Source organism: Arthrobacter sp. zg-Y1171 (assembly GCF_025244845.1).
In the GTDB taxonomy this organism is placed as follows: domain Bacteria; phylum Actinomycetota; class Actinomycetes; order Actinomycetales; family Micrococcaceae; genus Arthrobacter_B.
Genome location: NZ_CP104264.1, coordinates 1,418,136 through 1,442,100, shown reverse-complemented (window position 1 = coordinate 1,442,100; position 23,965 = coordinate 1,418,136). Strand labels below are relative to the sequence as shown.

The 23,965-nt window shown below is 66.2% G+C and carries 19 protein-coding genes; 8 read left to right on the top strand and 11 right to left on the bottom strand.

Annotated elements, in window-relative coordinates:
- The first annotated feature begins 264 nt into the window (after nucleotides 1–264).
- Entirely contained in the window at nucleotides 265–2,085 is a 1,821-nt protein-coding gene (locus N2L00_RS06650; RefSeq protein ID WP_255863212.1) for an immune inhibitor A domain-containing protein, read from the top strand.
- A 230-nt stretch (nucleotides 2,086–2,315) separates the two neighbouring features.
- Here the strand turns inward: N2L00_RS06650 and N2L00_RS06645 are convergent, their stop codons facing one another.
- Nucleotides 2,316–2,837, bottom strand: a complete 522-nt coding sequence (locus tag N2L00_RS06645; protein ID WP_255863213.1) for a GNAT family N-acetyltransferase — start codon at nucleotides 2,835–2,837, stop codon at nucleotides 2,316–2,318.
- Between the two features lie 9 nt (nucleotides 2,838–2,846).
- A complete protein-coding gene (locus N2L00_RS06640) occupies nucleotides 2,847–3,395 on the bottom strand; it encodes a GNAT family N-acetyltransferase (protein WP_255863214.1) in 549 nt (182 codons plus the stop codon).
- A gap of 144 nt (nucleotides 3,396–3,539) precedes the next feature.
- Here N2L00_RS06640 and N2L00_RS06635 point away from each other — a divergent pair, with 144 nt between their 5' ends.
- A complete protein-coding gene (locus N2L00_RS06635; RefSeq protein WP_255863215.1) occupies nucleotides 3,540–3,995 on the top strand; it encodes a PGPGW domain-containing protein in 456 nt (151 codons plus the stop codon).
- A 25-nt stretch (nucleotides 3,996–4,020) separates the two neighbouring features.
- Here N2L00_RS06635 and N2L00_RS06630 read toward each other — a convergent pair whose 3' ends face one another.
- A complete protein-coding gene (locus tag N2L00_RS06630; RefSeq protein ID WP_255863216.1) occupies nucleotides 4,021–5,268 on the bottom strand; it encodes an MFS transporter in 1,248 nt (415 codons plus the stop codon).
- Between the two features lie 102 nt (nucleotides 5,269–5,370).
- Here N2L00_RS06630 and N2L00_RS06625 point away from each other — a divergent pair, with 102 nt between their 5' ends.
- Entirely contained in the window at nucleotides 5,371–5,766 is a 396-nt protein-coding gene (locus tag N2L00_RS06625; protein ID WP_312847311.1) for a ClpX C4-type zinc finger protein, read from the top strand.
- Between the two features lies 1 nt (nucleotide 5,767).
- Here N2L00_RS06625 and uvrA read toward each other — a convergent pair whose 3' ends face one another.
- Together uvrA and N2L00_RS06615 are read right to left on the bottom strand one after the other, a co-directional pair.
- On the bottom strand, nucleotides 5,768–8,293 hold the full coding sequence (gene uvrA, locus N2L00_RS06620; RefSeq protein ID WP_255863217.1) for an excinuclease ABC subunit UvrA: 2,526 nt from the start codon (nucleotides 8,291–8,293) through the stop codon (nucleotides 5,768–5,770).
- Nucleotides 8,294–8,381: 88 nt separating this feature from the next.
- Nucleotides 8,382–9,326: an alpha/beta hydrolase fold domain-containing protein gene (locus N2L00_RS06615; protein ID WP_255863218.1), complete on the bottom strand. Its 945-nt coding sequence runs from the start codon at nucleotides 9,324–9,326 to the stop codon at nucleotides 8,382–8,384.
- A 161-nt stretch (nucleotides 9,327–9,487) separates the two neighbouring features.
- On the opposite strand from N2L00_RS06615, the gene N2L00_RS06610 reads away from it, so the two are divergent.
- From N2L00_RS06610 to N2L00_RS06590, 5 genes are all read left to right on the top strand, one after another.
- Entirely contained in the window at nucleotides 9,488–9,868 is a 381-nt protein-coding gene (locus tag N2L00_RS06610) for a PLDc N-terminal domain-containing protein (protein ID WP_255863219.1), read from the top strand.
- A gap of 11 nt (nucleotides 9,869–9,879) precedes the next feature.
- Nucleotides 9,880–10,278, top strand: a complete 399-nt coding sequence (locus N2L00_RS06605; RefSeq protein ID WP_255863220.1) for a phage holin family protein — start codon at nucleotides 9,880–9,882, stop codon at nucleotides 10,276–10,278.
- A 231-nt stretch (nucleotides 10,279–10,509) separates the two neighbouring features.
- Nucleotides 10,510–11,751, top strand: coding sequence for an acetyl-CoA C-acyltransferase (locus N2L00_RS06600; protein ID WP_255765892.1), 1,242 nt, complete (start codon nucleotides 10,510–10,512; stop codon nucleotides 11,749–11,751).
- Complete coding sequence (locus N2L00_RS06595; protein WP_255863221.1) at nucleotides 11,751–13,886, top strand: 3-hydroxyacyl-CoA dehydrogenase NAD-binding domain-containing protein; 2,136 nt, start codon at nucleotides 11,751–11,753, stop codon at nucleotides 13,884–13,886. Before N2L00_RS06600 ends, N2L00_RS06595 begins: the two co-directional genes overlap by 1 nt.
- Before the next feature lie 468 nt (nucleotides 13,887–14,354).
- Nucleotides 14,355–14,645: a DUF4287 domain-containing protein gene (locus N2L00_RS06590; protein WP_255863222.1), complete on the top strand. Its 291-nt coding sequence runs from the start codon at nucleotides 14,355–14,357 to the stop codon at nucleotides 14,643–14,645.
- Nucleotides 14,646–14,856: 211 nt separating this feature from the next.
- Here the strand turns inward: N2L00_RS06590 and N2L00_RS06585 are convergent, their stop codons facing one another.
- The 6 genes from N2L00_RS06585 to N2L00_RS06560 form a co-directional block, all read right to left on the bottom strand.
- Complete coding sequence (locus N2L00_RS06585) at nucleotides 14,857–15,834, bottom strand: aldo/keto reductase (RefSeq protein WP_227922411.1); 978 nt, start codon at nucleotides 15,832–15,834, stop codon at nucleotides 14,857–14,859.
- Nucleotides 15,835–16,054: 220 nt separating this feature from the next.
- Nucleotides 16,055–16,357 (bottom strand): hypothetical protein, encoded by a 303-nt coding sequence (locus N2L00_RS06580; protein ID WP_227922413.1) that lies wholly within the window; start codon nucleotides 16,355–16,357, stop codon nucleotides 16,055–16,057.
- 62 nt (nucleotides 16,358–16,419) lie between these two features.
- The gene (locus tag N2L00_RS06575) at nucleotides 16,420–17,277 is read right to left on the bottom strand and encodes an SDR family oxidoreductase (RefSeq protein ID WP_255863223.1); all 858 of its coding nucleotides are present in this window, start codon (nucleotides 17,275–17,277) and stop codon (nucleotides 16,420–16,422) included.
- Nucleotides 17,278–17,324: 47 nt separating this feature from the next.
- A complete protein-coding gene (gene dxs, locus N2L00_RS06570; protein WP_255863224.1) occupies nucleotides 17,325–19,298 on the bottom strand; it encodes a 1-deoxy-D-xylulose-5-phosphate synthase in 1,974 nt (657 codons plus the stop codon).
- Between the two features lie 173 nt (nucleotides 19,299–19,471).
- Nucleotides 19,472–22,297, bottom strand: a complete 2,826-nt coding sequence (locus tag N2L00_RS06565) for an aconitate hydratase (RefSeq protein WP_255863225.1) — start codon at nucleotides 22,295–22,297, stop codon at nucleotides 19,472–19,474.
- 309 nt (nucleotides 22,298–22,606) lie between these two features.
- Nucleotides 22,607–23,896, bottom strand: a complete 1,290-nt coding sequence (locus tag N2L00_RS06560; protein WP_255863226.1) for a class I SAM-dependent RNA methyltransferase — start codon at nucleotides 23,894–23,896, stop codon at nucleotides 22,607–22,609.
- Nucleotides 23,897–23,965 lie beyond the last annotated feature (69 nt).

The following is a 23,965-nucleotide window of genomic DNA, read 5'->3' as shown; positions in this document are numbered from 1 at the left end:
TGTAACTGCCACGGCCGCGGTGACTGCGGTGGCAGTGCCCCGGCGGCGGACGGATGAATGCATCAATCTAAACAACTCCTCATAGTGCGTGTGAATGTCCCCTTAGGCACCCTTACAGGTAAAAGTTCCATTCCGGAAGACCTCGGCGTTCTTTTGCTTCCACTTTTCTCCAAATAAAAAAACTCCAGTCTGTCCGGCCTGAAAGGCGACATCCAAAACGTAACGTAATCCCACCTCACTCACACGCTGCACTAAGGGGAAGCCTTGAAAAACGAAAACAGGCGCCGGAGTTTCCGGTGCGCATTGGTATTGGCCATCGGCAGTGCCGTTGCCCTCTCCCCGGTGGCGGCCGTGGCCGCCCCGGCCAAACCTGCGCTGGCACCCAGCGGGTTCTCCGGTGCGCCGGGACCGGACGGGAACGCCGCCAAATCAGACGACCGTTCCGATCCGGCGGCCGACGAACGCCGTCAATTGAACCAGCAGGCTATTGAAAAGGTCCTCCGCTCAGAAGCGCCCGTGCAGACGCGCGGCGGTTCAAAGGCCGTGCAGGTGGCGCCCGGGCAGTGGGCGGAGTACGGACTGGAGGACAGCGACCAGATCCTGTCCTTCCTCATCGACTTCGGCACCCAGGTGGATCCGCGCTTCCCGACTGCGCCCGCCGGGCCGCAGCACAACCAGATTCCGGAACCGAACCGCGCGGTGGACAACTCGACGTACTGGGAGCCGGACTTCGACCGGCAGCACTATCTCGATATGTTCTTCGATCCCCAGGGGGAATCGTTGAAAACGCTCTATGAGGAGATGTCCAGCGGCCGCTACACGGTCGACGGCGATGTCAGCGACTGGGTTACGGTCCCCTACAACTCCGCCAGCTACGGGGAGACCGAGAGCCAGCAGGACATGACCCGCTTCGTGCAGGACGCCGCCGACGCCTGGTACGAGGCGCAGATTGCTGCCGGGAAGACTGCCGCGGATATCGACGCCTACCTGGCCGGGTTCGACCAGTGGGACCGCTACGACTACAACAACAACGGCAACTTCGATGAGCCCGACGGCTACATCGACCACTTCCAGGCCATCCATGCAGGCGAGGGCGAAGAGGCCGGCGCTCCGACGTCGACCATCTGGTCGCACCGCTGGTCAGTGGGCCAGGCCGGCGCCGGCACGCAGGGACCCGCGACCAACCCGTTCGGTGGTATCCGGATCGGTGATTCCAAGGTCTGGATCCGCGACTACACCACGGAACCGGAAAACGGCGGGCTCGGCGTGTTTGCACACGAGTACGCCCATGACCTCGGACTTCCGGATCTCTACGACACCAGCGGCGGCGAAAACAGCACCGGGTTCTGGACGCTCATGAGCTCCGGTTCCTGGCTGGGCCACGGCAACGGAACAATCGGCACCACACCGAACCATATGGGGGCCTGGGAAAAGCTGCAGCTCGGCTGGCTGGACTACGACACCGCGGCCGCCGGCACAAAGTCCACCCACAAGCTCGGCCCGGCCTTCCACGCAACCAAGAAACAGCAGGCCCTGGTGGTCACGCTGCCGCGGGATGCCGCCGGAAACGGCCGTTACTACATTGCCGAAAACCGGCAGTACATGGGTTATGACGACACGCTGCGGACCGGCCCGTACAACTTCGGCTGGGCGGTCAGCGCCCCGGACCGGGTAGAGCACTACCCGTACCAGGACGGCTTGCTGGTCACGTACTGGAACGCCGGACAGCGGAACAACAACACCCAGCAGCACCCGGGTGCGGGTCTGATTCTTCCGGTTGATGCGCATCCGCAGACCCTGCGGTGGTCCGACGGCACCATCGCCCGCAACCGCATCCAGAGCTTCGACGCCACCTTCGGCAAGGAAGCCACCGACCCGATCCTCCTGCACCGGGAAACGGCCACCGGAATGACGACTCTGCAGGCACCGTCCCGTCCCGGTGTTCAGGTATTCGATGACACCAACCCGAACGCCTACTACGATCCGGCGAACCCGCAGGCGAGCGTGGTGGTGGCCGGGACGGGCACGAAGATTACCGTCGTGAACAGTAATCCGAAGGGCATGATGACGGTGCGGGTGAACTAGGCCGCCCTTTGCTGGAACCGTTTTCCAGGCTTGGCCCCGGCTACGGGGCCTGGCTCCGGCGGCAACGAAATTCCAGAGCTCGCAGAGCTCGCTTGGAATATTAAAGCCGCCTCCGCCAGACCCCTACGGCTAACCCGGCAGCGTCACCGCACAAGCGAAGTCACCACACAAGAGAAACGGCAGGGCCTCGGTATCGTCCGAGGCCCTGCCGTTTCGTTGTTGCTTCATCCTTAAGCCGTTGGTGGGGAGTCTTCCCAGTATTCTTCGCCGTCCTCGTCAAAACGGCCGGTCGGGGTGAGGCCCAGGTGACGGGCGACAGCCGATGAGGCAGTGTTTTCCGGATGGATCGATGCCGTAATCCGGACCGGTGGTTGTTGGTGCCGCAGCCAGGTGACCATGGCTCGGGCGGCCTCGGTGGCAGCACCCCGGCCCTGGAACGCCTCACCCACCACCCACGCAACGTCCGACGTCGGCCCGTCCGTCTCCACCGTGGCCTGGACAAACCCGATGCTTCTGCCCTGTTCACGGATAATCCAGTTGAGCCACGCCTCACGGCCGTCCGGCGATGATCCAATCGATTGGGCGGCATACCGCTTCTCCAGCTCCTCAGCTGTCGGTGCCCGACCGCCGATGTACTGGTAGATGGCTGCGCCGGCCAAAACGTTCACCATGTCGGCCGCGTGGTGCACGCCCAAAGGTTCCAGCGTGAAGCGCTCAGTTGGGATCAGGGCGGCCCGCAGGATGTCCGGCATCGCTTCCTCCTAAAGGATCCGCTGGAAGAGCAGATGGTCCTGCCACTCGCCGGCAATTCGCAGGTAGTCCGGTGCCATGCCGATCCGCTCGAACCCGGAGCGGTCCAGGACTCTCTGCGACGCGGCGTTCTCAAGCAGGGTTGCCGCCTGGATCCGGTGCAGCCCCAGCTGGCTTCGACCCAATTCGACGACTGCCGCCACCGCTGCAGTGCCGATCCCCCGTCCGGCGTAGTCGCCGTCCACCCAGTAGCCGAGGTTGGCCGATTGGAAGGGACCTCCAACGATCCCGGTGAGGGTAATGGTCCCGATGATCCGCTCGTGATGAACCAGGACCCAGGGCACCTCCGTACCGGCGGCATGCTGGACCAGCTTTGACCGGATGACCGAGCGTTGGCCGGCAGGAGTGAAGAACGAATCCTCCCGGAGCGGTTCCCAAGGCGCCAAGTAGGTCCGGTTCCGTTGGTACGCGGCGGCGAGCGCATCGGCGTCGGACAAGTCCGCGACTCGAAGCCGGACACCGTGCAGCAGCTGTGTGGCGGGGAAAGGTTCGCTAAGCACACTTCAGGGTAGCTGCCGTGTTCCCGGTCACTGCGTTAACCGCATACCGCCGCGCGTCGCCTCTGGATCGCCGGTGCAGGCCCCGCACAATGCCAACCGTCTCCCACGCGGCCAACTCGCAGGTTGGTGTGGAAAGCTGGCCCCATGAATAGGACGGAACGGATTCCAGCGTGGCTGCGCCGCACCGGCATTGAGGTGGCCGGATGGTCCCTGGTGATCCTGGGCCTGGCCGCCCTGGTGCTCCCCGGCCCGGGGCTGCTTATGGTGGTGGCCGGGCTGGCCGTCCTGTCCCTGCGCTATGCGTGGGCCCACCGCTGGCTGCATCCCGTGAAAGCACGCGCTTTCCGTGCGGCCGCCCAGGGGGTGCAGACCACGCCGCGGATTGTCGCGACTGTCTGCGGCGGCCTGGCGGTCATGGCCGCCGGCGTGATCTGGGGGCTTTGGCGGCGGGTGCCGCATTGGTGGCCGCTGCAGGATTCCTGGTGGCTGCCCGGCGGGTGGGTCACCGGTGGAACGCTCATTGGGTCGGGCGTCATCGGCCTGGCCCTGATTGTTTACAGCTATGTGCGCTTCCGCCGTCCGGGGTCAACCCGTCATTAGGTCCTCGACGACGGGGCGTGCCCGTCTAGCGGGACCCGGCCAGCGACTTGGTAAAGGCAACCGGCAGCGCGGCCAGCCCGGCCAGCACTGCCCACAGCCAAAGCACCGGCAGGGTGCCCGCTGCCGCTGCCGCCAGCCCGGCCAGCAGCGCTGCCACGGGCATCACGCCGAGGGTCAGCGTCCGTTGCGCGGCACCCACCGTGGCCAGTTCATTCCGCGGCACCGTCCGGGGCAGCACTTCCGCACCGGCGACGCCGGACAGAGCCACGAGGCAGCCCCAGGCCAGGGTGGAACCCGCTAGCCACACCAGCGCCGGACCGGGGAGGGCGGAACAGAACACCGCCAGCAGGACGGCGGGCACCGACAGCAGGGCGGCACCGGTCCTGACCGCTTTCAGCCCCAGCCGGCCGGTGAGGTACGGCGCGGCCGCAGCACCGGAAACCGCTCCGAGAGCGGACAGCACCCCCAGGGCAGCAAAGGCCGACGGCGCAACAGCCAGGTCTCTCAGCACGTAGACCGGCAGGACGGTGTTGCCGACCATGGCACCGGCATTCGTCAGGCAGGCGGACAGGGTCAAGGCCCGCAGCGCCGGGGTGCGCCGGAGCGTGGCGAATCCATGGCGGGCCCGCCCACGTGCAGGGCGCCCGGGAGCCGGTGCAGCCGCAGGCAGCCGGATCCCGAGTTGAACCAGCCAGGACGAGGCATAGGCCGCAGCACCGGTCAGGAGCAGCACCGGCATGCCCAGCAGACCCAGAACAGTGCCGGCCGCGGCAGCGCCGCCCGCAGTAGTCGCCTGGTTGATCATGGCCAGCCGGGAGTAGGCCCGCTTCATTCCCTGCGGACCAGACACCACCGGGACAACGGTGGAATGGGCGGTGGTGAAAAGGAGGTCCGCGATGCCGATCAGCACGGCAGCAGCGAACAGCCCGCTTCCGGAGAGCCACCCCTGCCAGGCGCCGGCGGCGAGGAACAGCAGGACTCCGCAACGCAGCAGGGAAGCTGCACCCATCGCAAGCAGCGGTTTGCCGATGCGGTCCACGGCCACTCCGGCGCTCATACCCAGCAGCAGGAAGGCTGCAATTCCGGTGGCGTTGAGAATACCCACGAATACCGGCCCGAGACCCAGCACCGCAACCGCAAGAATGGGCAGGGCCGTGCGGGTCAGGGCGTCGCCGAAACCTTCCGCCGCACCCGTGGAGGCGAGGAAGCGGAAAGGGCGTCCGCTCCGCCCCCCGTCGGCCGTCACCGGATCCGGAAGTTGATCAGTAGCCACGCGATTCCCCCTCATGTGTCAGGTAATGCCTGACACATACTGTCAGGGGTTGCCTGACAGCACAAGGGGTAGGTTCGATGGACCGCTGGCTAGACTGGGGCCATGCCTTCTGAGCTGAGCGGTACGGACCGCGGTCACACGGGAAATGAGCCCTTTATGTGTTCGTTCTGTCTTCGGCCAAGGGAGGAAACCGGAGTATTGGCAGCGGCCCCCACCGCAGCCATCTGCCGGGACTGTGCGGAAGGTGCCCGGAAACTGCTGGATACACCTCGTCCGGCGGACCCCGATCCGCTGCCGGCCACGCCCTGGGAGGCGCTGAGCAACGACGAGTTGCTGGAACGGCTCCCCCGCGTGGCGGAAGCACGGGACCAGGTGGAGGAGCAGCTACGTCGCTGGGTGGCAGCGGCCCGCGGCAGGAGCATCAGCTGGGCCGCCATCGGCTCGTCGCTGGGGATGTCCCGCCAATCCGCATGGGAGCGTTTCCGGACCGCGCCCTAGGCTACGGGAGCAGCTTGAGCGCCGCCGACAGGTAGGGTGCCGTCCGGCTGGCGTCGCACGCGGCGACGTCGTCGGCGGTGCCGGCGCAGATGATCCGGCCGCCTTCCTCGCCGCCGGAGGGGCCCATGTCGATGACCCAGTCCGAGGACGCCACCACATTCATGGAGTGCTCCACCACCACCACGCTGTTGCCGTTATCCACCAGCCGGTTCAGCTGGCGCAGCAGCAGCTGCACGTCCTGCGGGTGCAGGCCGGTGGTCGGCTCGTCGAGCAGGAACAGCGTATGGCCGCGGCGGGCGCGCTGCAGTTCGGTGGCGAGCTTGATCCGCTGTGCTTCGCCGCCGGAGAGCTCGGTGGCGGGCTGGCCCAGGCGGAGGTAGCCCAGCCCGACGTCGAGCAGTGTCCGCAGGCTCCGGGCTGCCGCCGGAACGTCAGCCAGGAACTCGGCGGCGGTTTCCACCCGCATCGCCAGGACGTCGGCAATGCTCTTGCCCCGGTAGGTGACCTGCAGGGTTTCCTCGTTGTAACGGGCGCCGTGGCAGACCGGGCAGGGGCCGTAGGTTCCGGGCAGGAACAGCAGTTCGACGGCGAGGAAGCCTTCACCCTGGCAGGTCTCGCACCGTCCGCCGGCCACATTGAAGGAAAAGCGTCCGGCGTTGTAGCCGCGGGCGCGGGCTTCCTCGGTACCCGCGTACAGCTTCCGCACCGCGTCGAAGAGTCCGGTATAGGTGGCGAGGTTGGAGCGCGGGGTGCGGCCGATGGGCCGCTGGTCCACCCGGACCAGCCGGTCCAGGTGTTCCAGTCCGGCAATGCTGCGCACGTGGGCCCCCGGATCATGTTCTTCGGGAGCCTCCGGGTCTTCGGGTTCAGTCGGCACGCCGTTCACCTGACGGCCCACCGTTTCGGCCAGGACCTGGCTGACGAGGGTGGATTTGCCGGAGCCGGAGACGCCGGTCACCGCGGTGAAGACCCCGAGCGGGATCTCGGCGTCCAGTCCGCGCAGGTTGTGCCGGGTGATTCCCTTCAGGCTCAGCCACTGGTCCGGCGTGCGGCGGGCCGGCTTTGCCGTTTCGGCCTCCCCGAACAGGAACGGACGGGTGGCGCTCTCCTCAACCTCGGCCAGGCCCTCGACCGGTCCGCTGTAGAGCACGGTTCCGCCGCCGTCACCGGCCTGGGGACCTACATCGACAATCCATTCGGCGCTGCGCACCACATCCATGTTGTGCTCAACGACGAACACGGAGTTGCCGGCGTCCTTGAGTTCCTGCAGCACGGTCAACAGCGGCTCGGCGTCGGCCGGGTGCAGTCCCGCGGAGGGCTCGTCCAGGACATAGATAACCCCGAAGAGGCCCGAGCGCAGCTGGGTGGCGATCCGGAGACGCTGCATTTCACCGGGTGAAAGGGTGGGGGTAGCACGGGAGAGGCTGAGATAGCCGAGGCCCAGGCCGATCAGCACCTCCAGCCGGCCCAGCAGGTCCCGTGTGATGGTCACTGCAACTTCAGTGTCTTCGTTGGAGGCCGCCGCACGGGAGGCGGTGCCCGCAGACTTCAGTTCCGCCGTCGGCCGGATGATTTCGGCCAGCTCCGCCAGCGTGGCGCCGTTTAACTCGGCAATGTTCCGGCCGGCGAACGTGACGGCGAGAGCCTCGGGACGCAGGCCCGCTCCACCGCAGACGGGGCAGGGACCGGACACCATGTAAGCCAGGACGCGTTCGCGCATCTGGGCGCTGCCGGAATCCGCGAGGGTGTGCATCACGTAGCTCTTGGCACTCCAGAACCGCCCTTTGTACGGTTTGGCTACGCGGTCGCGCTGCGGGGTGATCATGACTACCGGCTGTTCTTCCGTGAACAGGATCCAGTCACGGTCCTTCTTCGGCAGCTTCTTCCAGGGCACGTCGACGTCGTAGCCGAGCTGGATGAGGATGTCACGCAGGTTCTTGCCCTGCCAGGCGCCGGGCCAGGCGGCAATCGCGCCGTCCCGGATACTGAGGCTGGGATCCGGGACCAGGGACTCTTCGGTGACGGTATGCGCAATGCCCAGTCCGGAGCACTCCCGGCAGGCGCCGGCGGCTGTGTTCGGCGAGAAGGCGTCAGAGTCGAGGCTGCCCGGTTCGGCATTTGCCGGATAGGTGCCGCCGCGCGAATACAGCATCCGCATCGAGTTGGAGAGCGTGGTGAGGGTGCCGACGGTGGAGCGTGAGCTGGGGGCTCCGCGGCGCTGCTGCAGGGCGACGGCGGGCGGCAGCCCGGCGATTTCCTCCACCTTCGGGTTGTGCCCCTGCGAGAGCAGGCGGCGCGCGTAGGGGGCCACCGACTCGAAGTAGCGCCGCTGCGCCTCGGCGTAGATGGTGCCGAAGGCCAGGGAGGACTTACCTGAACCTGAAACGCCGGTGAAGGCGACAATCGCGTCGCGGGGGATGTCGACGTCGACGTTGCGCAGGTTGTTCTCCTGCGCTCCGCGCACGCGCACCATGCCGCTGGCGTGCAGATTAGGGGCAGATTCCGGGGAAGTTTTCGCGCTAGTCATCATCAACAGGTTACCGAGCCCGTGCTCCCGGGACTAAATCATCAGCATGCTTTCCGCCTAGAGCGTGAGCTGCCGGACTGGCACGTTCTTACCCCTTGGCATCATGGGCGTGCCGCAGCGCCGTCCCGTACCGCCGCAGCAGGGCATCGCCTGCCTGCCGGGCAGCCGGCGAGACAGTGTCCAGGGTCAGGAAGCCGTGCACCAAACCGGGGTGGGGCACATAGTCGACGTCGGCTCCACCGCGCACCAGGGTTTCAGCCAGCAGCTGCCCCTCGTCCCGCAGCGGATCATGCTCTGCCGTAGCGAGCAGGGTCCGCACGGACATCAGCCGCCGTCCGCCGGCAGCGGCAACAGCCAACGGGCTGTACTCGGCAAACATCTGCGGGGACGCCGCCGGCACCCACTGTGAAATGAAGAACGTCAGCTCCCGCACCGACAGACCCCATCCCTCACCCTTTTCGCCGGCACTGGGCAGGGCCAGGGCCAGGTCGGCGTTGGGATAGGCCAGCAGGAGCAACTGAGGCTGCAACGCGGTACCTGCCAGCCTGTCTGCGGCCAGGAAAGCGATCAGGCCGCCGGCACTGTCACCGGCCAGCCCGACGCCGGGACGGACGGACCCCAGTTCCCCCGGACCCTCCGCAACCCAGGCCAGGGCACACACAATGTCATCCACTGCCGCCGGCGCGGCATGCTCGGGGGCGAGCCGGTAGTCCACCGCCAGGACCGCGGTGTTGGCCAACAGTGCGAGGCGGCGGCAGAGCCTGTCGTGCGACTCAAGCCCGCCGAACACGAACCCGCCGCCGTGCACAAACACCGTCAGCGGCTGAATTCCGGCACCACAGCGGTACAACCGGGCCCGCAGCGCAGGCCTTCCGGGGATGGTGACGTCGGTGACGCTGGCAAGCTCCGGACCGGGAGGCCGGGCTCGGTCCTTCCTCAACAAACGGATGGTTTCGAGTGAGGGCTCCACGCTTTCGCCGGTACGTATCTCCTCCAGCCAGGCAGCCAACGCTGGATCGGCTATGGACTCCATGCGCCAAACCTACCAGCGCCGTTTGCGGGACATCTTCCACCCGGCGGACGCCGGGAGGAAAATGAGGACACCAGCGGACTCCACGATTGCTCTTCGATGTGCACATGGCCACGTACGGCGGGCCCGCCACGCACCCCGGGGAATTATCAAAGGAGATTGACATGAGCTTCTGGGAATCCATGTGGAGCATCGTTGTGGCGTTCTTTTTCGTGGCCTATCTAATCCTGCTGTTCCAGATCCTGTCGGATCTGTTCCGTGACCGGGAACTCGGCGGTTTCGCCAAGGCGGCCTGGATTTTCTTTCTGTTCATCGCCCCCTTTATTACGGCGCTGGTGTACATCATCGCCCGGGGCGGAGGCATGGCTGCGCGAAGTGAGGCCCGGGTCCGGGAGGAGGCGGAGGCAACGGACAGCTATGTACGGCGGATCGCCGGAACGGCTTCTCCCGCCCAGCAGATTGAGTCCGCGCGCAGCCTCCTTGCCGACGGGAGCATCACCGAGTCCGAGTTTGACCGGCTGAAGTCCATGGCGCTGTCCGCCTAACCCCCGGTCGCATGAAAAACCTGCTGATGACGTGCCTGCTGCAGATACTTGCGGCAAGCGCAGCCCTTCTGCTGAGTATGTGGTGGGTGCCCGGATTCCGCGTCCAGTGGCCCGGATTCGTCGCCACGGTACTGGTTGTGGTGCTCGCCCAGGCACTTATGACGCCGCTGACCAACTGGGCGGCAAAACGCTACGCACCCGCGTTCCTCGGCGGGACGGGGCTCGTCGCTGCCCTGTTGGCGTTGGTGATTGCCAGTACCATCCCCGCTGGAGTCAGCAACACCGGGATTGGCAACTGGATCCTTTCGGCACTCATCCTCTGGGTCGCATCGGCGGCCGGAACAGCGGTTGCCCAGGTTTTGGCCTCACGTCGCGGGGGCTCCCCGGACCAGGCTGCCGGACGCGCATAGCCCTGCTCCCCGCCTAACCTGCTCCGTTGCTGCCCGGTGCGCCGGAATCCCGGCACGGACCACGGGTTTGTCGAACGCCGGTATGTGGGTAGGGTCGATTCGGAAGCGGCGTGATCCACGCCATAGCGGTCAGTCCACGGCTGTCCGCCGGCGTCCTTGCGGCCTATGTTACTCACGAGTAACATCGACTCGGACGTTGTTCCGTTTCATATCTCAAAGAGGAGTAAGTACGTGAGCCCACAAAGCCGATCACGGCAGATCAGGGACGTAGTTTTCGTTGACGGAGTGCGGACCCCGTTCGGCAAAGCAGGCGAAAAAGGCATCTACGCCGGCATGCGGGCTGATGACCTGGTGGTCAAGTGCATCCGCGAACTGATGCGCCGCAACCCCTCCCTTCCTCCGGAACGCATTGACGAGGTTGCCATTGCAGCCACCACCCAGTCCGGCGACCAGGGCATGACCATCGGGCGCACCGCCGCGCTGCTGGCCGGCCTGCCGCGCACCGTCCCGGGCTTCGCCATTGACCGCATGTGCGCGGGTGCCATGACGGCCGTGACCACCACTGCGTCCGGCATCGGCTTCGGCGCCTACGACGTCGTCATCGCCGGCGGTGTGGAGCATATGGGCAACCACCCGATGGGTAAGGACGCCGATCCGAACCCCCGCTTCATGACCGAGCGGCTGGTGGACCCGGCCGCCCTGAACATGGGCAACACCGCGGAAAACCTGCATGACCGCTTCCCTCACATCACCAAGGACCGCACCGACGCGTACGCCGCCGCCAGCCAGGAGAAGCTGGCCAAGGCCTACGCCGGTAATGCCATCCAGCCGGATCTGGTCCCCGTCGCCACGAAGAAGCCCGGCTCCGGTTGGACGCTGAACACCGTGGACGAACCGCCGCGCCCGGGCACCACCGTTGAAGACCTCGCCCAGCTGCGGACCCCATTCCGTGCCCACGGCCGGGTCACCGCCGGCAACGCCGCCGGCCTGAACGACGGCGCCACCACCGCCCTGCTGGCCTCCGCCGAAGCGGCCGAGGAACTGGGTTTGGGCGTCAAGATGCGCCTGGTCGGCTACGCCTTCGCCGGCGTCGAGCCCGAGGTCATGGGCTACGGCCCGGTCCCCGCCACCGAAAAGGTGCTGGAGCAGACCGGACTGTCCATCGAGGACATCGGCCTGTTTGAGATCAACGAGGCCTTCGCCATCCAGGTGCTGGCCTTCCTGGACCACTTCGGCATCGCCGACGACGATCCCCGCGTGAACCGCTACGGCGGCGCCATCGCCGTCGGCCACCCGCTGGCCTCCTCGGGCGTCCGCCTGATGAACCAGCTGGCCCGCCAGTTCGAGGAAGACCCGAGCGTGCGTTACGGCATGACGACCATGTGCATCGGCCTGGGCATGGGCGCCACCGTGATCTGGGAAAACCCGAACCACCCCGACTACAACACCGATTCCACGGAGGCCACGAAGTAATGTCTGCTCCTGACTACCAGCGCCTCGCGGGACTCTTCCCCACCGAGGTCATCACCCACTCGTACGTCTCCGACATCCAGCTGCCGGGCAACCAGGGCACCTTCGCCCTGATCACCCTGGACAACGACGTCGACCACTCACGTCCCACCACGCTCGGCCCGAACACGCTCCTTGAGCTGGGCGCGAAGCTCGACGAGCTCAAGGCCCGTGCGGACAAGGGCGAGATTGTCGGCGTCGGCGTCACCGGCAAGCCGTTCTACCTCGTCGCCGGCGCCGATCTTTCCGCTGTGAAGTCCATCTCCGAATATGAAGACGGCGCCGCCATGGCCCACCTGGGCCATGACGTCTACGCCAAGCTTGGCAACCTGGGCGTGCCCAGCTTCGCCTTCATCAACGGCGTTGCCCTCGGCGGCGGCCTGGAGATCGCCCTGCAGTCGGATTACCGCACGGTCTCCACCGGCGCCGGCGCCCTGTCGCTGCCGGAGGCCTTCATCGGCCTGGTTCCGGGCTGGGGCGGCGTGTACCTGCTGCCGCGCCTGATCGGACCCGAGAACGCCGTGAAGGTGATGATCGAGAACCCGCTCAGCAACAACCGCACCCTCTCCGGGGCTGCCGCTTACAAGCTGGGCATTGCCGACGCCCTGTTCGAGCCGGCCGACTTCCTGGAGCAGTCCCTGGCCTGGGCCTCCCGCGTGATCAGCGGCGAGGAGCAGGTTTCCCGGCCCAACGCCGTCGAACCCGCCGACGCCGGCGAAGCCTGGGACGCCGCCGTCGCCAAGGGACGTGCGTTTGTGGAGGCCAAGACCTCCAACGCGGCCCCCGCCCCGGCCCTGGTCCTGGACCTGCTTGAAGCCGGCAAGACCTGGACCCGCGAGGAATCCCGCGAGGCCGAGTGCAATGCCTTGGCCGAGCTCATGCAGACCCCGCAGTTCCGTTCCACGGTCTATGCCTTCCTGGACCTGGTCCAGAAGCGCGGCAAGCGCCCCGCCGGCGCGCCGGACAAGAAGCTGGCCCGCCCGGTCACCAAGGTGGGCGTGGTCGGCGCCGGCCTGATGGCCAGCCAGCTCGCCCTGCTCTTCGCCCGGCAGCTCAAGGTGCCCGTGGTGATGACGGACATCGACCAGGCGCGCGTGGACAAGGGCGTGGGCTACGTGCACGCCGAGGTGGACAAGCTCCTGGCCAAGAAGCGCATCTCCCCCGACGCCGCCAACCGCACCAAGGGCCTGGTCACCGGTTCGGTCTCGAAGGAAGCGTTCTCCGACGCCGACTTCGTCATCGAGGCCGTCTTCGAGGAACTCTCCGTGAAGAAGCAGGTGTTCGCCGAGGTGGAGGCCGTGGTCTCCCCCGAATGCATCCTGGCTACCAACACCTCCTCGCTCTCCGTGACGGAAATGGCCGCGGACCTGCAGCACCCGGAGCGGGTAGTGGGCTTCCACTTCTTCAACCCGGTCGCCGTTATGCCGCTGCTGGAAATCGTGCGCGCTCCCAAGACCGACGACGCCGTGCTGGCCACCGCCTTTGTCCTGGCCAAGCAGCTGAAGAAGACGGCCGTGCTGGTCAAGGATGCCGCAGCCTTCGTGGTCAACCGCATCCTGGGCCGCATGTTCGGCGAGATCACCATGGTCTTCGATGAGGGCACCGATGCCGCCACCGCAGACAACGCGCTGCGTCCGATGGGCCTGCCCATGTCTCCGTTCACCCTGCTCGCCCTCGTGGGCCTGCCGGTGGGACAGCATGTGCAGGAATCACTGCACTCGGCCTTCGGTGAGCGCTTCTGGCTCTCGAAGAACTCGCAGAAGCTCATCGACGCCGGCATCAAGTCCCTGTGGCAGAAGGACGAGGACGGCAACGCCTACATCCCCGAGGAAACCCTGGCGATGCTGGACTTCGGCACCACGCCGTCCACCTCCGAGGAAGTCCTGCGCCGGACGCAGGATGCCCTGGCCGAGGAAATCGGGCTCATGCTCGAAGAGGGTGTTGTGGCAGCTCCCGAAGACATCGACCTGTGCATGATCCTGGGTGCCGGCTGGCCGATGCACCTGGGCGGCATCACGCCGTACCTGGACCGTGTCGGGGCTTCCGAGCGCGTGAACGGCAAGAAGTTCCATGAGGCTGCTGTGGCTGCTCCAGCCTAGCTAGGCCGTTTGTTTCGCCCGCGCCGGGCGGACCGGAACGGCGGCAACGAAAATCCTTTGCTCGCAGAGCTCGCAAGGATTATTAAAGCCGCCTAACCCGGTCCGTCCGGCGCTTTCGCGTTCCTGTCCCGGTACATTTCATTCGGGTCTGGTCAGCGGGCAGCGGCCGCGCTAGCCTCCCTGCATGAGTCAGGGCCCAGCATGGTCGCAGACGCGTACAAAGCGAATGGTCGTGTTCATGCTCAGTGCTTGCGTCTCGTTGTGGCTGGTTCTTCTCCTACCGTTCGACGAGCCGTGGAATTGGCTATTGATAGGTCTTTTCCTGGTACTGGGCGCTGCTTTCATTAGGCTGCTGGCAAGCTTCGTCCTAAATCAGCGTGAGGGTTACCGGCAGGAACGCCGGGAAGAGACGGGCGGCTAGCGACCCCGGGAATCCGCAAAGTCAGTTCAGGATTTAGGAGAACAACCATGTCTTTCCAGGCTTATCTAGACGCAGTTGAAGAAAAAACAGGATTGACGCCCCGCCAGCTCATGGATATCGCCGCAGCCAAGGGGTTCAGCGGCGGCAACGTCAAGGCCGGCGAAATCCTCGAATGGCTGAAGACCGATTACGGAATCGGACGCGGTCACGGGATGGCGCTCGTCCACGTCATCAAAAACGGCCCCCAAATAGATCAGAAACACGTCGGAACAACAGGAGCACACCGGGACGACTCCGACACCCTCTGGCTCGACGGCAGGGCAACCAAACCGGAATGAACCTCCCGAACCACGCAGGCCAGGAGCCGGCGGCGGGTCTGCATGCTCCGAAGGCGCCGCAGGGTCCGGGTTAGGCGGCGGGTCTGGATGCTCCGAAGGAGCCGGAGGGTCCGGGTTAGGCGGCTTTAATAATCCCGGCGAGCTCTGCGAGCAAGGGATTTTCGTTGCCGCCGTTCCGGACCTCCGGACCACCCAAGGTGACGGGAGGAACCTAGAACAAAGCGACCTTCGGCGTCCGCGGGAAGATCCGGTCCAGTTCTTCCAGATCCTTCTCGGACGGGACCCAGGAAACGGCGTCGGCATTCTGCTGCACCTGCTCCACCTTGGTGGCACCGGCAATCACTGACGCCACGGACGGCTGGGCGGCAAGCCAGGAGAAGGCCACCTGGACCTCGGTAAGGCCGCGCTCGGCAGCGAACCGGCCAAACTCGCCAAGCTGCTCGAAGTCAGCGTTCTCGAGCAGGTTAGTCCGGGAATGCGTCAGCCGGCTGCCCTCGGGAGCCTTGCCGCTGCTGTACTTGCCCGTAAGCAGGCCGTTGGCCAGCGGGAAGTAGGGCAGCACGCCCAGTCCGTAGGCTTCGGCGGCCGGAGTGACCTCCAGCTCGGCCCGGCGGTCCAGCAGGTTGTAATGGTTCTGCGAGGAGATAAACGGAGTGAAACCGCCCATCCGGGCCACAAACTCGGCTTCGGCAATCTGCCAGCCCGCCCGGTTGGAGTGTCCGATGTACCGGACCTTGCCGCTGGTCACCAGATCATCCAGGGCCGCGAGGGTCTCCTCGATGGGCGTCAGCGGATCCGGGGTGTGGAACTGGTAGAGGTCAATCCAGTCCGTGTTCAGGCGGCGCAGGGAAGCCTCCGCAGCCTTGACGATGTAGCGGCGGGATCCCCGGGCGCCGAAGTCTGCGCCGTTGACGCCCTTCATGTCCATGCCGAATTTGGTGGCTACCACCACGTCGTCGCGGCGGTTGCCCAGCGCCTTGCCCAGCATTTCCTCGCTGAGCCCCGGGGTGCGCCCGTAGGCGTCCGCAACGTCAAACAGCGTAATGCCGGCGTCGACAGCGGCGTTGACGACGGCGTCGGTGCCCTCCTGCGATTCGGTGGGCGTCCCCGGACGGCCCAGATTGTTGCAGCCCAGTCCGACCGTGGAGACGGTCAGGCCGGAATTTCCGAGTCTGTTGTAAGAAGTCATGCAAGCTACGGTACTCCCGTGTAGTGCTCTCCTTGTGCGTCCCCTGGATCCCTGCGGTTTGCGCAGAATCCCTCGGTTTGTCCGGCTTCCTGCTCGGCGCGGCGCGGGAATCCGGACAAACCGCAGGGATTCGGACAGAAGGCAGGGATTCGGGCTGCCGCTGCGCCGCGGAGGCTTTTCCCAAACCGGCAGCAAAGTCCCGGACCGGCAGCAGAACGCGCTAGCCCAGGAAGGTGTCCAGGCTGTTGTTGGGACCCGGGGCCTTGTCCGTTTCCAGGATGTACTGGATGGGAATGGCTCCGGTGGGAAGCAGTCCGGTGTAGACCTGCTCGCTGCGGCGGCGCTCGGCCTCGATGCCCTCTTCCTGGACGGCGGCGGAGAACGCCTGCACTGCCAGCGGCTCGGTCCCCTGCTGCTCGCTCCAAATAATGTACATGCCGTACAGGTCCGCTACGGGTGTTGTTTCGTCATCCAGATCGCCCACCGTGCATTCAGCGAGAAAGCGTGGGACGTCCGAGGGCATGTGGTGTTCCATACATTCGAGCCTATCCCCTGAAGGCCCCGCCGGGCACTCCCCTGCGGTGATCAACTACTGGTTTGCTGCAGGTAATCCTCGAGCCCCAGCGGGGCAATACCGGTGAGCTGTTCGATGTCCGGGGTGGCCGGTGCCAGCTGGCCCTCGGCAATGGCCCGGTAGCTGCTGGTCCACGCCTCGGCCTGCCATCGGGCGGCGCCCGCCTTCATTCGGGAAGCCATGGCCTCGTCCTCGGTTTCCGCCTGGTAGCTCACGGGTCTTCCGGTGACCCGGGCCAGGATGCCGGCAACATCCTCCATGGTCAGCTCATCAGGGCCGGTCAGGGTGTAGGTCCGGTTCCGGTGCTGCTCCGGCGACAGCAGGATCTTCACGGCGGTGCGGGCAATGTCCCTCCGCGCCACCGGGGCGAAACGCCCCTCTCCCGCCGGGCCGCGGATGACGCCGTCGGGCTGGACAAAGGTGGGAAGCACGTCCTGGTAGAGGCAGTCGCGCAGGAACGTGTGCTCCAGGCCCTGCCGGGACGCGATGTACTCCTCGGTGGCGGCGTGGTCTCGGGCCAGCGTGAAGACGGCGTCGGACGCCGCACCCATGAAGGACGTGTAGACGATGTGCTCCACACCGGCGTCGACGGCCGCGTCCACAAAGGTGCAGTGGTCCTCCACCCGGTGCGGGCTCTCAGCGGCTGACACCATAAACAGGGTCTGCACCCCGCGCAGGGCACTGACCGCCTGCGGCCTATCAAGGTAGGAGGCCGCGAAGACGGGGGTATCCGGCAGCTCGGGCAGGCGGGCGGTGCGCCGCGCGAGCAGCCGCTGCCGGACCCCTGCCTCTGCGAGCAATCGGGCAACCGCGCCGCCCAAGGCACCGGTGGCTCCCGTAACGGCAAGGGCAGGAACATTATCCGCCATGGCTTACACCCCTTCAGAGTGGTCCGGCCTCGCCGGACCCTGCGCGGCTACTGGATCTTCGGTACCTGCCCCGTCGGCATTTCGGAGCCCGGCAGCGGCCGGGCAAACGGCACCTTCGTGCCGAGGACCTGGGCGACGACGTCGTTGGCGATCTGCCGCGCGGTCAGCCCCACGCGCTCGAGCACCTCGCTGCGGCTGCCGTGGTCGAGGAACTCGGCCGGCAGTCCCACCTCGTTCAACGCGGTATCCACGCCAGCGGCCCGCATTTCCTGCCGGATCCGCGAGCCCACGCCGCCGGCCCGGACGCCGTCTTCGATCACGATGACAATCCGGTGGTCGGCGGCAATGCGGATGATGGACTGCGGCACGGGCAGCACCCAGCGCGGATCCACGACGGTGGAACTGATGCCCTGCGCGCCGAGCCTGTCGGCGACGTCGAGGGCCATGCCCGCCATGGCACCCACGCTGACGATCAAAACGTCATTGGAGCTGTCCTCGGTGGGGCGCCGGGCCAGGATGTCCACGCCGTCGGAGGTCCGTTCCACGGCGTCGATGTCGCTTCCCACGGTGCCCTTGGAGAAGCGCACTACGCTGGGGGCGTCGGAGATGGCCACGGCTTCGCGCAGCTCCTCCTTCAGCCGGGTGGCATCGCGCGGCGCGGCCAGGTGCAGCCCGGGGACGATCTGCAGCATGGACATGTCCCACATGCCGTGGTGGCTGGCCCCGTCCGGACCGGTAACGCCGGCCCGGTCCAGGACGATGGTCACGCCGGCCTTGTGCAGGGCGACGTCCATCAGCAACTGGTCGAAGGCACGGTTCAGGAAGGTGGCGTACAGCGCCACCACCGGGTGCAGACCGCCGAAGGCCATGCCGGCGGCGGACGTGAGGGCGTGCTGCTCGGCGATGCCGACGTCGAACACCCGGTCCGGATGCCGCTCGGCAAAACGGTGCAGGCCCACCGGGATGAGCATGGCACCGGTGATCCCCACGATGTCCGCGCGTTCGTCGGCGATTTCGGCGATCTCGGTGGCGAATACGGACGTCCAGGATTCCTTGCCGCCCGGTTCCACGGGGGCGCCTGTTTCCGGGTCGATGATCCCGACGGCGTGGAACTGGTCCGCTTCGTGGGCGCGCGCCGGAGCGTAGCCGCGTCCCTTCTCGGTCATGGCGTGCACAATGACCGGGCCGGCGTAGTTCTTCGCTTTGTGGAGGGCGCGTTCGACGGCGTCGAGGTCGTGGCCGTCGATCGGTCCCACGTATTTCATGCCCAGGTCCTCGAAGAGGCCCTGGGGGGACCACCAGTCCTTGATCCCCTTCTTCGCGGCGTGCAGGCTGCGGTAGGCGAAACGGCCCGCAGGACCGCCCTGCTGCAGGCGCTTCCGCCACCAGTCCAGGGTGTTCTCGTAGGCGTGATGGGTGCGGACGGCGTCGATGGTCGGACGCAGGGACGCCAGGTAGTCGGCAAGGCCGCCGATGGTCGGGGCGTAGGAGCGGCCGTTGTCGTTGACCACAATCACCACGCGGCGGCGCTGGTCCGCGGCAATGTTGTTAAGGGCTTCCCAGGCCATGCCGCCGGTCAGGGCGCCGTCGCCCACCATGACCACGGTGTAGCGGTCGCCTTCGCCGCTGAGCTGCCGGGCACGGGAGATGCCGTCCGCCCAGGACAGGGAGGATGAGGCGTGGGAGCTTTCCACGATGTCGTGGACCGATTCGGCCCGCGACGGATAGCCGGACATGCCGCCCTGCTGGCGCAGCGTAGCGAAGTCCTGGCGTCCGGTGAGGATCTTGTGCACGTAAGACTGGTGCCCGGTGTCAAAGACAATGCTGTCCCGCGGCGAATCGAAGACCCGGTGGATGCCCATGGTCAGTTCCACCACGCCCAGGTTCGGCCCGAGGTGCCCGCCGGTCTGCGCGACGTTAGTGATCAGGAATGAACGGATCTCCTCAGCAAGCCGCTTCAGCTGTGTCAGCGAAAGCCTGCTGAGGTCCCGAGGATCCCGGATTGTTTCCAGAAGTCCCAACAGGGGTGCCTCCCTTGAGTCGTATCGGCGGCACTGCACACCGTCGCAATGGATTAACTCTAACGCGCGGCGTGCGCTCCGCGGTTCCTACCCAACGCTTCAGGGCCCCGTTTCCCTCCACCGCCCTTTGGACGGATCGGGGAAACGGGGCCCTGAACGTGGTGCGTTTACTGCTACTTAGCGGAGATCTGGCGCAGTACGTACTGCAGGATGCCGCCGTTGCGGTAGTAGTCGGCTTCACCCGGAGTATCGATGCGGAGGACCGCGTCGAACGTGATGGCTTCGCCGTTCTCGGGGGTGGCCGTGACCTTTACGGTCTTGGGCGTGGTCCCGTTGTTCAGTTCGGTGACACCTTCAACGGAGAAGGTTTCCGTACCGGTCAGGCCCAGGGACTCGGCATTGACGCCGGCCGGGTACTGCAGCGGAAGGACGCCCATGCCGATGAGGTTGGAGCGGTGGATGCGCTCGTAGCTCTCGGCGACAACGGCCTTGACGCCCAGCAGTGCGGTGCCCTTGGCGGCCCAGTCACGCGAGGAACCGGATCCGTATTCCTTGCCGGCCAGGACTACCAGCGGGGTGCCGGCAGCCTGGTAGTTCATCGCGGCATCGTAAACGGCAGCCTGCGGTGCGTCGGCCTGGCTGAAGTCACGGGTGAAACCGCCTTCAACGCCGTCGAGCAGCTGGTTCTTGATGCGGATGTTGGCGAAGGTGCCGCGGATCATGACTTCGTGGTTGCCACGGCGCGAGCCGTAGGAGTTGAAGTCCTTGCGGGCCACACCGTGTTCCAGCAGGTACTTGCCTGCGGGGGTGTCGGACTTGAAGGAACCGGCCGGGGAGATGTGGTCGGTGGTGACCGAATCGCCCAGCTTCAGCAGCACGCGTGCGCCTTCGATGTCGGAGACGGGCTCCGGCTCGGCCTTCATGCCCTCGAAGTACGGGGGCTTCCGGACGTACGTGGACTCCATATCCCACTCGAAGGTTGCACCTTCGGGGGTGGGCAGGGACTTCCAGCGGTCGTCGCCTTCGAAGATGGTGTCGTAGCTGTCGCTGAACATCTTCTTGTCGATGGAGGCATCGATGATCTGCTGGACCTCGACCGGGTTCGGCCAGATGTCCTTCAGGAAGATGTCGTTGCCTGCGTCGTCCTGGCCCAGCGGGTCATTCTCGAAGTCGAAGTCCATGGTGCCGGCCAGGGCGTAGGCGACTACCAGCGGCGGGGAGGCCAGGTAGTTCATCTTCACGTCCGGGTTGATGCGGCCTTCGAAGTTGCGGTTGCCGGAAAGAACGGCGGTGACCGCAAGGTCGGCTTCGTTGATCGCCTCGGAGATTTCCTCTTCGAGCGGACCGGAGTTGCCGATGCAGGTGGCGCAGCCGTAACCCACCACGAAGAAGCCGAGCTTCTCGAGGTACGGGATCAGGCCGGACTTCTCGTAGTAGTCCGTGACAACCTTGGAGCCCGGAGCAACGGAGGTCTTGACCCACGGCTTGGACGCCAGGCCCTTGTCCACCGCGTTGCGGGCCAGCACGGCGGCGGCCATCATCACGGAGGGGTTGGACGTGTTGGTGCAGGAGGTGATCGAGGCGATCGTTACCGCACCGTGGTCCAGCTCGAAGCTGCGGCCGTCGGCCATGGTGACCGGCACGGAGTTGGTGGCGCGGTGGGCGGGAGCATCCGCCTCGGCAACCAGGTCGTGGTCATGGTCTTCAACCGTGGTGGCGTTGGCGTTGAACGAGGGGGCGTCGGAGGCCGGGAAGGTCTCTTCCAGCGTCTCGTCGACAGTGCCGCTCTCGGCCTCTACGGTCTCGTGGACGTAGTTCTTGAGGTCGTTGCGGAACTGCGTCTTGGCGTTGGTCAGTTCCACGCGGTCCTGCGGACGCTTCGGGCCGGCGATGGAGGAAACCACCGTGGACAGGTCCAGTTCCAGGTACTCGGAGTACTTGATTTCCTTGGACGGATCGTGCCACAGGCCCTGTTCCTTGGCGTAGGCCTCGACGAGGTCTACGTTCTCCTCGGACCGGCCGGTGAGGCGCAGGTATTCCAGCGTCACGTCGTCGATCGGGAAGATCGCCGCAGTGGAACCGAACTCGGGGCTCATGTTGCCGATGGTGGCGCGGTTGGCGAGCGGAACAGCGCCGACGCCTTCACCGTAGAACTCGACGAACTTGCCGACCACACCGTGCTTGCGCAGCATTTCGGTGATCGTCAGGACGACGTCGGTGGCCGTTGCTCCGGCGGGGATCTCGCCGGTCAGCTTGAAGCCGACGACGCGCGGGATCAGCATGGAGACGGGCTGGCCGAGCATTGCTGCTTCGGCCTCAATGCCGCCAACGCCCCAGCCGAGCACGCCCAGGCCGTTGACCATGGTGGTGTGGGAGTCGGTGCCGACGCAGGTGTCCGGGTAGGCACGCAGGACGCCGTCAACTTCGCGGGTCATGACGGTGCGGGCCAGGTACTCGATGTTGACCTGGTGCACGATGCCCATTCCCGGGGGAACAACCTTGAAGTCATCGAATGCCGTCTGGCCCCAGCGGAGGAACTGGTACCGCTCGCCGTTGCGCTGGTATTCGATCTCCATGTTGCGCTCAAGGGCGCCGGAGTTGCCGAAGGCATCGATCTGCACGGAGTGGTCGATGACCATTTCGGCAGGTGCCAGCGGGTTCACGCGCTTGGGATCGCCGCCGAGAGCGGCAACGGCCTCGCGCATGGTAGCCAGGTCAACGATGCAGGGTACGCCGGTGAAGTCCTGCATGATCACCCGGGCAGGGGTGAACTGGATTTCGGTGCTGGGCTCTGCGTCTGCGTCCCACTGCGCCAGGGCACGTACGTGGTCTGCCGTGATGTTTGCACCGTCTTCGGTGCGGAGCAGGTTCTCCAGCAGGACCTTGAGGCTGAACGGAAGGCTCTGGGCGCCTTCGACGGAATTCAGCCGGAAAATTTCATACTCGGACCCTTTGACGTCTAAGACGCCCTTGGATCCGAAGCTGTCCACATTAGTCATAACAGGACTCCTCTCGCCACCTTGTTATCTTTGTCCAGGTCACAACTGCCCGCCAGTTAGGTTTCCCTAAAAAGTCGGGCAAAGGGGGCGGCATGGAAACCGGTGGTTCATTTCCTGCCGACACAGGCCCCCTGCCTGGGCAACGATTCCTCCGAAAACAGAAATTTCCGGAGAACTCCCCCATAAAGGCGCAGTACTGGACAACTGCTTCCCATCCTAGCCTTTACAGGGGCGCCCGGAGGAGATATGGGCCACGACGCGTCGTGACCGGCGTCGCCGGCGGCGTTTCCGGTGCCGGCGACGGTCCCGCTAGCGCTTGCGCAGGACGGCGAAGGACTCCATGTGGTGGGTATGCGGGTACAGGTCGAAGACCCGCAGGCTGTCCATTTCCCAGCCGGCGGCACGGAAATAGCCCAGGTCCCGGGAGAACGACGCCGGGTCGCAGGACACGTAGCCGACCACGCGGGGCGCGGCGGCGTCGATCTGCTGCACCACCGCTTTCCCGGCCCCGACACGGGGCGGGTCCAGGAGCACGACGTCGAGGTCCCCGGCTTCGCGGAGCATCTTGTCCACCCGGCCCTGGCTGATCTGCACCTGGGGCGCGGCGAAGAGGTTCTTCCGGGCGTCACGGCTGGCGCCCGGGGATCCTTCCACCGAGAGCACCCGGCCGGATTCCCCGGCGGCCGCGGCCAGCGGAGCCGTGAACAGCCCGGCACCTGCGTACAGGTCCGCCACGGATTCCCCGGACTGCACCTGGAGCCCTTCGAGGACTGCCGAGGCCAGCGTCTGCGGTGCGGAGCGGTGGATCTGCCAGAAGCCGGCACCGGTGACCCGGTAGTCGTGGCCCAGCACCGTTTCCTGCACCCAGGTCCGTCCCTTCAGCCGGGTGAGCTCGTGGCTCTCCGGGTCCCAGGCGGCCAAGGACACGCCGTCGGGCAGGTTGCCGGCAATCCGCGCGGGAATCCGCGGGTGGGTTCCCGCCGCCGGGATCAGAAGGACCAGGGGCTGTCCGCCGGCAGCCGGAGCGGCTACCTCCACACGTTCGATTCCCGTGAAATCCGTCTCCCACAGACGCAGGGCGTTGATCGCCCCGGAGGCCAGCGGCATTTCTTCGACGGGAATGAGTTCATCCGAGCGGTGGGCGTGCATGGCCAGCCGGCCGCTGGGCGCCACCGAGAAACTGACCCGGGTACGCCAGCCCAGCCCGTCGGCGCTTTCCTCGAGTGCGGGTTCAACCTCCGGGACCAGATCGGTCCCGCCGAGCCGGCGCAGCTGCTCGGCGAAGACCTCCGCCTTCAGCCGGCGCTGGACGGGCAGGTCAATGTGTCCGAACTCCGCGCCGCCCACGGGCAGCTTTCCCCGTGCCGCGGCGCGCAGGGCGTCTGCGTCCTTCCAGAAATGCTCCCGGCGTCCCTCTGCCGCCTCGAGAACCTCGACGACGTCGGCCCGCCAGAACTTGGCGTCCTCGCCGGATTCGGTGAGCCGGACCCGGACCCGCTCCCCCGGCAGGGCATGCCGGACAAAGACGACGCGCCCTTCATGCCGGGCAACGAAGTGGCCGCCGTGGGCCGGGGCGCCGATGGTGAGTTCAATAGACATGGGGTGGTTGTACTTCCTTCATGGAACCTAAAACTCCATCTCACCACGGGAGCCGAGCCCGGTGCTATT

What these genes read in the sequence shown, in the direction of transcription:
- N2L00_RS06575 (WP_255863223.1), bottom strand. Translation starts at nt 17,277, where the DNA reads ATGGCGGATAATGTTCCTGCCCTTGCCGTTACGGGAGCCACCGGTGCC.
- N2L00_RS06625 (WP_312847311.1), top strand. Translation starts at nt 5,371, where the DNA reads ATGCCTTCTGAGCTGAGCGGTACGGACCGCGGTCACACGGGAAATGAG.
- N2L00_RS06610 (WP_255863219.1), top strand. Translation starts at nt 9,488, where the DNA reads ATGAGCTTCTGGGAATCCATGTGGAGCATCGTTGTGGCGTTCTTTTTC.
- N2L00_RS06585 (WP_227922411.1), bottom strand. Translation starts at nt 15,834, where the DNA reads ATGACTTCTTACAACAGACTCGGAAATTCCGGCCTGACCGTCTCCACG.
- N2L00_RS06615 (WP_255863218.1), bottom strand. Translation starts at nt 9,326, where the DNA reads ATGGAGTCCATAGCCGATCCAGCGTTGGCTGCCTGGCTGGAGGAGATA.
- N2L00_RS06560 (WP_255863226.1), bottom strand. Translation starts at nt 23,896, where the DNA reads ATGTCTATTGAACTCACCATCGGCGCCCCGGCCCACGGCGGCCACTTC.
- N2L00_RS06645 (WP_255863213.1), bottom strand. Translation starts at nt 2,837, where the DNA reads ATGCCGGACATCCTGCGGGCCGCCCTGATCCCAACTGAGCGCTTCACG.
- N2L00_RS06565 (WP_255863225.1), bottom strand. Translation starts at nt 22,297, where the DNA reads ATGACTAATGTGGACAGCTTCGGATCCAAGGGCGTCTTAGACGTCAAA.
- N2L00_RS06605 (WP_255863220.1), top strand. Translation starts at nt 9,880, where the DNA reads ATGAAAAACCTGCTGATGACGTGCCTGCTGCAGATACTTGCGGCAAGC.
- N2L00_RS06595 (WP_255863221.1), top strand. Translation starts at nt 11,751, where the DNA reads ATGTCTGCTCCTGACTACCAGCGCCTCGCGGGACTCTTCCCCACCGAG.
- N2L00_RS06590 (WP_255863222.1), top strand. Translation starts at nt 14,355, where the DNA reads ATGTCTTTCCAGGCTTATCTAGACGCAGTTGAAGAAAAAACAGGATTG.
- N2L00_RS06580 (WP_227922413.1), bottom strand. Translation starts at nt 16,357, where the DNA reads ATGCCCTCGGACGTCCCACGCTTTCTCGCTGAATGCACGGTGGGCGAT.
- uvrA (WP_255863217.1), bottom strand. Translation starts at nt 8,293, where the DNA reads ATGACTAGCGCGAAAACTTCCCCGGAATCTGCCCCTAATCTGCACGCC.
- N2L00_RS06635 (WP_255863215.1), top strand. Translation starts at nt 3,540, where the DNA reads ATGAATAGGACGGAACGGATTCCAGCGTGGCTGCGCCGCACCGGCATT.